The sequence below is a fragment of the Winogradskyella sp. genome, assembly GCF_965656915.1.
Classification (GTDB): Bacteria; Bacteroidota; Bacteroidia; order Flavobacteriales; family Flavobacteriaceae; genus Winogradskyella.
Window position 1 is genome coordinate 1 of sequence record NZ_CBFHMI010000071.1, and the last position, 11594, is coordinate 11594.

Annotated in this window: 10 protein-coding genes; 7 read left to right on the plus strand and 3 right to left on the minus strand. The window is 32.8% G+C overall.

Features of this window, described 5'->3' with window-relative positions; translation table 11 throughout:
* The 7 genes from tpx to ribB all read left to right on the plus strand — a co-directional run.
* Positions 1–329, plus strand: a 329-nt coding sequence (gene tpx, locus ACTG3Y_RS12300) for a thiol peroxidase (protein WP_439153221.1), incomplete at its 5' end; no start/stop codon positions are given.
* Positions 330–332: 3 nt separating this feature from the next.
* Entirely contained in the window at positions 333–701 is a 369-nt protein-coding gene (locus ACTG3Y_RS12305) for a diacylglycerol kinase (protein ID WP_439153222.1), read from the plus strand.
* A gap of 77 nt (positions 702–778) precedes the next feature.
* Positions 779–1543: a M15 family metallopeptidase gene (locus ACTG3Y_RS12310; RefSeq protein ID WP_439153223.1), complete on the plus strand. Its 765-nt coding sequence runs from the start codon at positions 779–781 to the stop codon at positions 1541–1543.
* Positions 1544–1572: 29 nt separating this feature from the next.
* Positions 1573–3990: a DNA translocase FtsK 4TM domain-containing protein gene (locus ACTG3Y_RS12315; RefSeq protein WP_439153224.1), complete on the plus strand. Its 2418-nt coding sequence runs from the start codon at positions 1573–1575 to the stop codon at positions 3988–3990.
* Positions 3991–4007: 17 nt separating this feature from the next.
* The gene (locus ACTG3Y_RS12320) at positions 4008–4649 is read left to right on the plus strand and encodes a LolA family protein (protein WP_439153225.1); all 642 of its coding nucleotides are present in this window, start codon (positions 4008–4010) and stop codon (positions 4647–4649) included.
* A 6-nt stretch (positions 4650–4655) separates the two neighbouring features.
* The gene (locus ACTG3Y_RS12325) at positions 4656–6641 is read left to right on the plus strand and encodes an LptF/LptG family permease (protein ID WP_439153226.1); all 1986 of its coding nucleotides are present in this window, start codon (positions 4656–4658) and stop codon (positions 6639–6641) included.
* Positions 6642–6672: 31 nt separating this feature from the next.
* The gene (gene ribB / locus ACTG3Y_RS12330; protein ID WP_439153227.1) at positions 6673–7821 is read left to right on the plus strand and encodes a 3,4-dihydroxy-2-butanone-4-phosphate synthase; all 1149 of its coding nucleotides are present in this window, start codon (positions 6673–6675) and stop codon (positions 7819–7821) included.
* Here the strand turns inward: ribB and ACTG3Y_RS12335 are convergent.
* The 3 genes from ACTG3Y_RS12335 to ACTG3Y_RS12345 all read right to left on the minus strand — a co-directional run bounded on the left by ACTG3Y_RS12335 (position 7818) and on the right by ACTG3Y_RS12345 (position 11373).
* Entirely contained in the window at positions 7818–9380 is a 1563-nt protein-coding gene (locus ACTG3Y_RS12335) for a family 16 glycosylhydrolase (RefSeq protein ID WP_439153228.1), read from the minus strand. The genes ribB and ACTG3Y_RS12335 overlap by 4 nt on opposite strands.
* 90 nt (positions 9381–9470) lie before the next feature.
* Complete coding sequence (locus tag ACTG3Y_RS12340) at positions 9471–10667, minus strand: DegT/DnrJ/EryC1/StrS family aminotransferase (protein ID WP_439153229.1); 1197 nt, start codon at positions 10665–10667, stop codon at positions 9471–9473.
* 76 nt (positions 10668–10743) lie between these two features.
* Positions 10744–11373 (minus strand): NAD(P)H-dependent oxidoreductase, encoded by a 630-nt coding sequence (locus tag ACTG3Y_RS12345; protein WP_439153230.1) that lies wholly within the window; start codon positions 11371–11373, stop codon positions 10744–10746.
* Positions 11374–11594 lie beyond the last annotated feature (221 nt).

Below are 11594 nucleotides of genomic sequence, written 5' to 3' on the forward strand. Positions count from 1 at the left end.
GTACATGCGCGCAATCTATAAGAACTTTTAATGAAAAAGCGAGTACATTAGACAATACCAAAGTTCTATGTATATCCAAAGATTTACCGTTTGCAATGGCTAGATTTTGTGGCGCTGAAGGTATTGAAAATGTGATTAGTCTTTCTGATTATAAAACAGGAGAATTTGGTCACAACTATGGTTTAACTTTTACCAATGGTCCGTTTGAAACACTTTTATCTCGCTGTATTGTTGTTTTAGATACCAACGGTAAAGTTTTATATACCGAACAAGTTAGTGAAATTGCAGATGAACCTAACTACGAAGCTGCTTTAGCTAGCCTTTCTTAATTAATGCAAAATAAAGAATCATTCATTGTTAACCGACTTAAAAGTATAGGTTATGCCTTTAAAGGTATGCTCATACTTATTAAGACGGAAGCTAGTATTAAAATTCAGGTCGTCATCGCATTAGTAGTTACTATTGCAGGGTTTTATTACAATATTTCAAATACCGAATGGATCGTTCAAATTGCTATGATTGGATTGGTAATGAGTATAGAAGGAGTTAACACGGCTATTGAATACATTGCAGATTTTATTCACCCAGATCACCATCCAAAAATTGGTTTAATAAAAGATATTGCGGCGGGAGCTGTATTTATTGCTTCTGTAGTTGCGGTAATTATTGCCATTATTATCTATTTCCCTAAAATGTTTTAATACCAAAACCACTAGGAAAAGCGTTACATATATGTATTTTTGTTTAACACATATTTAGCGACGTATTTCACTAAAACATGAAGTATTTAATAACGGTATTTTCAATTTTATTTCTTCTATTTTATTTCAATACAGAAATAGAGATTTATGAAATTGACACACCTTCAAAAGGAGAAGCTAGAAAAATTGTAACTCCATACGACACATTAATCAAATCTTTTATATTGGGTAAATTCAATTACAGAAATAATCCCACCTTTATAAAAGTTGAACCAAAATATACGTCCAAAGAAATCTATTTAAAAAAAGAAGTTTCAGATGCCTTTATTATGATGTCTGAAGTAGCAAAAATCGATGGCGTTAGCTTAAAAATCATTTCAGGAACACGCAATTTCTATGAACAAAAAGCCATTTGGGAGCGTAAGTGGAAAAAATATAATACACTAAACAAATCAAATCGTGCAAAGAAAATTTTAGTGTATTCATCAATGCCAAGTACATCAAGACATCATTGGGGCACAGATATAGACTTAAATAGTTTAAATAATTCGTATTTTAACACCGTGAAAGGCAAAGCTACCTATAATTGGCTAAAAACGCATGCAAATCGGTTTGGTTTTTATCAGGTTTATACCAATAAAACAAATGGAAGAACAGGTTATAATGAAGAAAAATGGCATTGGTCTTATTTACCATTAGCAAGTAAATATTTAAGTTATTATAATGACAATGTGAAGGCTAGTGATATTTCTGGATTTAAAGGATCTGAAATAGCAGAACAGCTAAAAATCATTGAAGACTATGTTAACGGAATTTCTGAAAAAGCAAAGCGTTATAATTAAAAATTGATTTTCGTTATTTCGAAAAATATATGGCAAAAAAAACCACTAAAAAGAAACGCACAACAAAACCTAAAACGAAAGCTAAACGCCAAAGGCCTTCGTTTAAATTATCGAGTCAACAAAAACTAATTTTTGGAAGTTTGTTGATTATAATTGGTGTGCTTCTGTTTATTTCATTTTTATCATTCGTTTTTACTGGTAAAGAAGACCAAAGTATATTAAGTAATTTCCCTGAACGCTCAGACGAATATAAAAACTGGGCAAGTCAGGTTGGTGCTTGGGTTAGTGCATTTTTTATAGCAAAAGGATTTGGTATTCCTTCGTTTATATTTTCAGGCTTACTTTTTCTTTCAGGTATTTATGTGACATTAGATTTAAAAAAGGATAAACTTAGAAAGCATTGGATTTGGGGAACGCTTATAGTGATTTGGCTTTCCATTTTATTTGGTTTCTTCACACATAAATATGATTTACTTGGTGGTACGATTGGTTATGAAATGAATCATTTCTTCCAAGATTATATAGGTAAAATTGGTACTATTTTTCTATTACTATTTGGGTTAATCACTTACTTAGCCGTAAGATTCAAAGTTACTGGAGACACCATAGTAAACCTTTTTAAACGTGCTAAAAGCGATATAAAAAGTGATTTACAGCAAGGTGAAAATTCTCAGCAATCATCAGTAGTTTTAGACAATAGTTTAACTGAAGAAGCCGAAGCTATAAAATCTGCTTTTGAAGTACCATTAGAAAAACCAAAACCAACTATTAGCAATCATTCTAAACCAGCATCTAAATCCGAGGATTTTAAAATGGAAGTAACTAAAAAGCCTAAAGAGGCATCTATAGATACTCCAGAACTAAAAGTTGAAGTTGAAAAAATTGAAGAAGAAAAGTCAGAAACCGATAATCTTGCCGATAAACTTGTAGAAGATTTTGGTCAGTTTGATCCAACTTTAGAATTGGGTAACTATCAGTTTCCACCATTAGATTTATTAAAAAAATATGATAACGAAGGTATATCTATAGATCAGGAAGAACTTGAAGAAAATAAAAACAAAATTGTTGATACGCTTAACAATTACAAAATAGGCATCTCTAGTATAAAAGCTACAATTGGCCCAACTGTAACCTTATATGAAATTGTGCCAGAAGCAGGTGTTAGAATTTCAAAAATTAAAAATTTAGAAGATGATATTGCATTATCACTAGCGGCATTAGGTATTCGTATTATCGCACCAATACCAGGAAAGGGTACTATAGGAATAGAGGTTCCAAACAAAAAAGCAACGATAGTATCAATGCGATCTGTTATTGCTGCACAAAAATTTCAGCAATCAAAAATGCAATTACCAATAGCCTTTGGTAAAACCATAAGTAACGAAACATTTGTTGTAGACTTAGCAAAGATGCCACACTTACTAATGGCTGGTGCTACAGGACAAGGTAAATCGGTAGGGTTAAATGCTGTATTAACGTCTCTACTCTACAAAAAACATCCTGCAGAAGTAAAATTTGTTTTAGTAGATCCTAAAAAGGTAGAACTCACATTATTCAATAAAATAGAACGTCATTATTTGGCAAAATTACCAGATAGTGAAGACGCAATTATTACAGATAACACAAAAGTGATTAACACGTTAAACTCTTTGTGTATTGAAATGGATAATCGTTATGAAATGCTTAAAAATGCATTTTGTAGAAATATTGCTGAATATAATGCAAAGTTTAAAGCCCGTAAATTAAACCCTAACGATGGTCATAAGTTTTTACCCTATATAGTTTTGGTTGTTGATGAATTCGCCGATTTAATAATGACGGCAGGAAAAGAAGTTGAAACTCCAATTGCCAGATTAGCCCAATTGGCACGTGCGATTGGTATACATTTAATTATTGCAACACAGCGTCCGTCTGTCAATGTTATTACGGGTATAATAAAGGCTAACTTCCCTGCACGTATTGCCTTTAGAGTTACTAGTAAGATAGATTCCCGCACGATTTTAGATGGCTCCGGAGCGGATCAACTGATTGGTCGTGGTGATATGCTTTATACACAGGGCAATGATTTAATACGATTGCAGTGTGCTTTTGTAGACACACCAGAGGTAGAAAAAATTACGGAGTTTATTGGTTCACAAAAAGCTTATCCAGATGCACACTTATTACCAGAATATGTTGGTGAAGAGGGTGGCACAAATCTTGATATAGATATTTCAGACAGAGATAAGTTGTTTAGAGAAGCTGCTGAAATTATTGTTACATCACAACAAGGTTCGGCATCTTTATTGCAACGTAAACTAAAACTAGGATACAATAGAGCTGGTAGAATTATAGATCAATTAGAGGCTGCTGGAATAGTTGGTAATTTTGAAGGCAGTAAAGCGAGGCAAGTGTTAGTGCCAGATTTAGTAGCTCTAGATCAATTATTAGAAAATGAAAAACAATAGATAAAAGACTTGTATAAATGAAACGATTAGTAATAATAGCATTTTTAGCATTAGGCAGTATTGGTTTTGCACAGAACGACAGTAAAGCAGAAGCACTATTAGATGAAGTAAGTACTAAAATAAAAAGTTACAAAAACATAAGTTTAGACTTTAAATATGAACTTAATAATGTAAATGAAAATATAAATCAGGAAACCAGAGGTGATGTCGTTATTGAAGGTGAAAAGTATAAACTGAATATTTTAGGTGTCACGAGAATCTTTGATGGTGAAACATTATACACTATTAGTCCTGAAGATGAAGAAGTAACCATTTCTTCAGATAATACAGAAGATGAAGGCACAATTACACCAAGTAAAATGTTGTCTTTCTATGAAGATGGTTATACCTATAAAATGGATATTATTCAGAATGTAAAAGGAAGAAAAATTCAATATGTAAAATTAAATCCTATAGATACAAATTCTGAAATAAAGCATATCTTGCTTGGTATAGATGCGACTACAAAGCACATTTATAATTTAATTGAAGTTGGTAAAAATGGAACAAAAACAACTTTAACTGTTAATTCTTTTAAAACCGACGAACCTATCTCAGTAACCTTATTTACATTTGACGAGAGTAAGTATAGTGATTACTATATAAACAAAATCGATTAAGGTTTAATGAAAATATTAGATAGGTACATACTTATCACATTCTTAAGGACGTTTTTTAGCGTCTTTATTATATTCATGTTCATCTTTGTGCTTCAAGGTGTATGGCTTTATATCTCAGAACTTGCAGGTAAAGATTTAGATATCTCTGTTACTGCGAAATTCATTCTGTATTACATACCTAAATTAATTCCATTGGTAGTACCATTAACTGTGTTACTATCTTCCATTATGGTATTTGGTAATTTTGCGGAAAATTACGAATTCGCAGCCATGAAATCCACAGGTATCTCATTGCAACGTGCTATGCGGAGTCTGAGCGTCTTTATTGTAGCATTAGGTTTCGCTTGTTTCTTTTTCGCTAATAATGTCATTCCGTGGGGAGAATACGAGTTTTACAATCTAAGACGTAATATTGCTAAAGTTAAACCAGCTCTAGCCATTGCAGAAGGTCAATTTAACGAAATTGGTAACATAAACATCAAAGTAGATAAAAAGACTGGAGATCGTGGTCAATACTTAGATGGCGTAATAATTCACGAAAAAAGTAGATCAGGTAGAACCGGTAATTATAAAGTGATTGCGTCAGAAAAAGGAGAGCTTATAAGTAGTGAAGATTCTAATATTTTACAGTTAGAACTTATCAACGGAAACTATTATGAAGAAATCGTAGATAAAGATGTTCGAAAAAATATTAAGAAACCACATGCTAAAAGTTATTTTGACAGCTATATTATTAATGTAGACCTAGAGATACTTAATGACGAGGGTTTAGACGAGCGTAATTATAAAGGTCGGCATAACATGTTAGATGTAAACCAGCTCAACTACACCATTGATAGTTTAAAAACCAAGCAAAAAGAAGATTATATGGCGTTGGGAAATACGCTATATAATCGATCTACATTCTCTGCTTTAAATTTAAATATTGAGCCTATTAAAAAAGATACGATTATAAAAAGTGATGTCTTAGATTTCTTTGATACAAAAAACAAAGTGCAAATCTTAAATTTAGCTATTAATTCTACAAATAGCACACGACAAATACTCGATTCTAATAAGAAAACTTTTGAAAAGAAAGACATTCACCTTAATAAGCATATCATAGCTTTACATAGAAAGTTTGTATTAGGTTTGGCTTGTATAATCCTATTCTTTGTTGGAGCACCTCTTGGAGCACTAATCCGAAAAGGAGGTCTGGGTTTACCTATGGTCATTGCTATAGTCTTATTTCTTACTTATCACTTCTTTGGCTTATTTGCTGAAAACAGTGCAGAAAAAGGTAGCTTTAGCCCTGTTGTTGGAGCTTGGTTATCTACCGCTGTTATGCTTCCATTAAGTATTTATTTAACCAACAGAGCTACCAATGACAAAGGTGTATTTCAGTTTGATGCTATTTTGGTACCACTTCGAAATATGTTTACTTCTAAGAAAAAAGTCCAGCTATCAGAAAGTGATACAAAAGCCTATAATTATTATAAAAAATATTCAATTGAAGAATTAGTAGCTGTTGTAAAAAAGCAAGACGAATATGCCCTAGATAAAAAACCAAAAGAAATTGCGCTTCACAACTTACTAAACAGAAAAATTACTCTCGAAAGTTTAAAGGAGAGAGGACTTCAAATTCCAGATAACCTTATAAAAGCGAAGATTCTTCTTAAAGATTATAAAGACTATTCAAAAACTAGTCTAGTAAGCTTTATTATAGTTGTTGTTCTTTTAGTTTTACATTTTGTCTTTAAGAATAATAAATTACCTGAAGTAGCAGAAGCTTCACTTAGCTTGAGTATCATTGCGTTCATCTTTTTTGCTATCTATGTAGTCGTAGATGCTTATGTCTATTCAAAGTTTTATAAAACCATAGTGCTAGAAAAAAAACGAATTAATCCATTAATTCTTATTTTTACACTTCCAATTTATCCGCTTAAATATATTGTTCTCAGAAACCGAATAACTCAAGACTTCTATCAGAGTTGTTTACAAAACATAAAATAAGCGTATCTTTACTGCAGCAAAAATTACCCTTATGACTGCAGATGCCATGAATACAAAAACAAAACTCAATACTATAGAAGAAGCCATCGAAGATATTCGCCAAGGCAAAGTAATTATTGTAGTAGATGATGAGAACAGGGAAAATGAAGGTGATTTCTTAGCAGCGGCAGAAATGGTAACACCAGAGATGATCAACTTTATGGCAACTCATGGTCGTGGTCTTATTTGCGCACCTCTTACTGAGCATCGTTGTGAAGACTTAGAGCTTAACATGATGGTTAGAAATAATACAGACCCTATGGAAACCGCTTTTACAGTATCTGTAGATTTAAGAGGAAATGGAGTGAGTACTGGTATATCTGCAAGTGACAGAGCCAAAACAGTTCAGGCTCTTGTTAATAATGAAACAAAACCGTTTGAACTCGCAAGACCTGGTCATATATTTCCATTAGTAGCCAAAGAAGGTGGTGTATTAAGACGAACAGGACATACAGAAGCTGCTATTGACTTTGCAAGGTTAGCAGGATTTGAGCCCGCAGGTGTTATCGTAGAAATAATGAATGCGGATGGTACCATGGCGCGTTTACCACAACTCATGGAAGTTGCTAAGAAATTTGATTTAAAGATTGTTTCTATTGAGGAACTAGTTGCTTATCGTATGGAATACGATTCTTTAATTGAAAAGAAAGAAGATTTTAATATTGAAACGCGTTTTGGTAAATTTAGACTACGTGCGTACTTACAAACTACAAATAACCAAGTGCATATAGCACTTACAAAAGGGACCTGGAAATCTGATGAACCTATATTAACACGAGTTAATTCGACACTAGTTAATAATGACATTCTTGGTACTCTAACAAATAATGCAGACAAGAAGTTAGACGATATGTTTAACGTGATTAATAAGGCAGGAAAAGGTGCCATAATTTTTATTAATCAGCAAGCTGAATCTATGAATTTGTTAACACGATTAGCAATTCTTAAAGAAGATCAGATTGAAGGTGAATTAGTTAAAGCTCCAAGTATAGGTATGGATTCTAAAGACTTTGGAATTGGAGCCCAAATACTACACGATCTAAAAATTAGCAAACTAACACTTATATCTAACAGTCTTCAAACCAAAAGAGTTGGTATGATTGGCTATGGTTTAGAAATTGTAGACTATATTAATTATTAATTAACAATTACTTTTTTAGTAATAATATTATTTCCTGAATATAACTTAAGAAAATAAATACCTGTCTTACATTCTGAAATATTTATTTTCTTTGTGTTTCTTGTTTTTTCTATTACCAATTGTCCTAAAGCATTGTAAAGTTCAACCCTATCAATATTTTCATTGGTTTTTATTGAAATACTATCTGAAGCAGGATTGGGATAAACACCAAAATTTTCTGAACCGATATCCGTTGTACTTAAATTATTTTGGTATACTCTCACATAATCAATAACCATATCGCTTTCAACAAAATTTGGATCTATTGGACCAGAGACACCTCCCATAGCAATATTTAACAACAAGAATTGATCGGCATCAAATGGCCAGGTATCTGCATTTTTTACAACAGGATTGTACGTGTAAAAAGCCACATCATCAATTAAAAATGTAATTTGATTTGGTGACCAATTCATAGAATACACATGGAAATTATTAGCCACGTCATTTAGAATATACGATTGATAATTAATGGTAGCTCCAAAACTAGATGTTGTATGCAAAGCACTGCTAACATGATTGGTAGCTCCTAAACCATGTTCCATAATATCAATTTCACCACATGCAGGCCATCCAGTTGTACCAAATCCTTGAGTTTCCCAATAAGCACCAGTCTCTGTGATATTTTTTCCAAGCGTCCATATGGCAGGCCAAGTACCATCACCAAACGGCAATTTTGCTCTCACATCTACTCTACCATAGGTAAATGCAAATTTAGAGTTTAAACGCGCAGACGTATAATTTAAGGTCACATTATCTTGAGTAAAATTCTCAGCTTTTGCCACTATATTCAAAAATCCATTTTCAACAAAGGAATTGTCTAACCGATCTGTATAATGTTGTTGCTCTCCATTAAACCATTGTCCTCCGTTTGGACCAAATGTCTGGTGATACCATTTTGAGTTATCTATAGCTTCGGGTGTAGTACTATCGAACTCATCTGACCACACTAAATCTGTATAAATAACATCCAATTCATTTGGGTCTCCTGGTTCTGTTCCATCGTCAATATCATCAATTAAATAGGTTCCTGGTGTTGCTACTCCACCATCAATGAAAACAACAAAACGTGAGTAGTTTCCAGTCGCATTAATGTTTGTTCCAATACCACTTATCGTAGCACTTGAAAAGTCAAAAAGCAGATCATTATTCCAACCTGAAGCAGAGACGGTCTGTTCTACTTCTACATCCGGACCTGAGCCATTCTCCAATTTTATTAAAACAGTATGCGTATTTGGATCGAACTGATAAAAATCTAAAGTTATTTGTTGCTCCACACTTAAGTCAATTGGTTGATTTAAATCAATAAAAAAACCTTGCCATACATCGTTTCCATCATTGAAAAATTGCCCAACTTCATCATTTGAATTTTGAGGATTTACAGTTAATGCAAAACTACTGCTGCCTCCAAAAGAAATAAACTGATCTTGTGTATCAGCAAAATCTATCGGCATTGTCTGACCATAGGAGAGCTGAAAAAAGAGTATTAAAATAAAAGTGACGTAGTAATCTAACTTCATAAATCTTTTTTTTATAAATCTAAGAATCATTTATGTCTTAAAAGAACTTAAGACCTATACACTAGCAATACATAACAATAAAATATAGTTCTAACCACAAATTGATGTAATACTGTTAGCCATTTTTTCTGCTCTAGCTCTTACCTCATCTTCAGTCCAGGATAACTTTATTAAACAGGATATATTCCTACCAATATAATGATCTGATTGCGAGAAATCTTTAGTCCTAAGTTTTGATAATGCCTCTTGTATCTCAGAAGTTAATGGATATAATGATTTGGCTTCTTTGAGATGATGCCATTTTCTTATATAATGCCAATTATTATCATAATAATTCCAGCATACATCAACACCTTTGTCTTTAAATGCTTTTGATACTTTTCGTGAAGTGTCTAAATCTGGTAAAAAGAAATTTAAAAACGAATAACTTTCTTCACCACCGTCTGGTACAGTTCTAAAGGTTACTTCTGGAATCTTTTCTAATACTTCTCTAATGATTGTGTAGTTTTTCTTTTGAATATTAATAAATTCAGGCAAACGCTTAACTTGTGCCAGACCTACTGCTGCATTAAGCTCAGAAATTCTAAAGTTATAGCCTAAAAACGGATGGGTTTCTGCACCTCTATCATTTCCAACATGGTCGTGACCATGGTCACTATAATGATCGGCATTGGTATAATAGTCTTTATTGTTAGTAACCACAGCCCCTCCTTCGCCACAAGTAATGGTTTTGACAAAATCAAATGAAAAGCATCCTAGATCTGCTATACTTCCTAGTGGTTTTCCTTTATAAGAACCACCAATAGCCTGACAGGCATCTTCTACAAAAATTAGATTGTGTTTAGTACAAATCATTTTAAGTGCATCCATGTGTCCCATACTTCCGCACATTTGTACAATCATTACAGCTTTTGTTTTAGACGTAATGGCGGCTTCTACAGCTTTAGGATCTAAAGTTAACGTATCATCTATATCTACCAATACAGGAATTGCTCCCAGCATCATAATCGCTTCAAAACTTGCTACAAACGTGAATGTTGGCATAATAACTTCATCACCTGCTCCGATACCTGCAGAGGCTAACGCTACAGAAACTGCGGCTGTGCCACTAGAGACCAATTGAACGTAATTAGAATTGAAAATATTGGTTAATTCAGACTCCAATTCTTTTGCTTTCCAATGGCCTTTGCGCATGCCATCGAAACCATAACGCATTAAAACACCATTGTCCAAAACGTCGTTAACTTCTTTACGTTCTAAATCACCAAATAATTCAAATCCAGGCATAAATAATCTTGAAAATTAAAAATTGAATATACTATAACAAATATAAGGCTTTGCTATTTTATTTTGTCAAAAACTCTTACAATTCAATGATTGTATCTGATAGTGGTTTTCTCACCTTTTTAAAGTCTGCAAACATGTCGTCTTCTGCTCTGTAACCTACAGGTAACAATAAAACGGAACTTAATCCAAATTCTTTCAAACCTAATGCCTTATCAATTTCTTTTGGTATAAAACCTTCCATAGGACAACTATCAATTCCTTCTACTGCACAAACTGTCATTAGATTCCCTAAAGCGATGTAGGCTTGTTTGGTTGCCCAACCTTTTTTTGTATCCTCTGGCATTGCCTCTATTGTAGACATTAATTGAGTTTTAAAAGGTTCTAAGATGTTATCTGGTGTATTTCTAATCGCTTTTATAGTATTAAAATGCTCGTTAACATCTTCTTCATCAATCCCCGATTGTATACATAATATTAATAAATGAGATGCCTCTGCAACCTGACGTTGACCATAAGACAACTCAACTAATTGCTCACGTTTTGATTTGTCTTTTACTACTACCATTTTTAAGGTTTGTAATCCGTAGGATAATGCTGTAAGATTGAAAGCCTCTTTTAAGAGATTTAATTTTTCTTCTGGAAGTGTTTTCTGCGCATCAAATTTCTTTGTTGCATATCTCCATCGTAATTTTTCTATAATAGACATCTTCTTTTTTTTGCAAAAGTAAGGAATAATCGATGCTTTTATCAGATATAATACTAATTTACATTTGTTTTAACACCATAACAATATGACGTTTATCATAGTTCTTTTCATGAATCTATAGTATTTTACATAGGCAAAAGATACAGTTATGAAAAATATTCTTCTACTCACAGACTATTCAGATAATTCAATAAATGCCATTAACTACGCCTTAAAGCTAT

What these genes read in the sequence shown, in the direction of transcription:
- ACTG3Y_RS12340 (WP_439153229.1), bottom strand. Translation starts at nt 10,667, where the DNA reads ATGCCTGGATTTGAATTATTTGGTGATTTAGAACGTAAAGAAGTTAAC.
- ACTG3Y_RS12305 (WP_439153222.1), top strand. Translation starts at nt 333, where the DNA reads ATGCAAAATAAAGAATCATTCATTGTTAACCGACTTAAAAGTATAGGT.
- ACTG3Y_RS12310 (WP_439153223.1), top strand. Translation starts at nt 779, where the DNA reads ATGAAGTATTTAATAACGGTATTTTCAATTTTATTTCTTCTATTTTAT.
- ACTG3Y_RS12335 (WP_439153228.1), bottom strand. Translation starts at nt 9,380, where the DNA reads ATGAAGTTAGATTACTACGTCACTTTTATTTTAATACTCTTTTTTCAG.
- ACTG3Y_RS12325 (WP_439153226.1), top strand. Translation starts at nt 4,656, where the DNA reads ATGAAAATATTAGATAGGTACATACTTATCACATTCTTAAGGACGTTT.
- ribB (WP_439153227.1), top strand. Translation starts at nt 6,673, where the DNA reads ATGACTGCAGATGCCATGAATACAAAAACAAAACTCAATACTATAGAA.
- ACTG3Y_RS12320 (WP_439153225.1), top strand. Translation starts at nt 4,008, where the DNA reads ATGAAACGATTAGTAATAATAGCATTTTTAGCATTAGGCAGTATTGGT.
- ACTG3Y_RS12345 (WP_439153230.1), bottom strand. Translation starts at nt 11,373, where the DNA reads ATGTCTATTATAGAAAAATTACGATGGAGATATGCAACAAAGAAATTT.
- ACTG3Y_RS12315 (WP_439153224.1), top strand. Translation starts at nt 1,573, where the DNA reads ATGGCAAAAAAAACCACTAAAAAGAAACGCACAACAAAACCTAAAACG.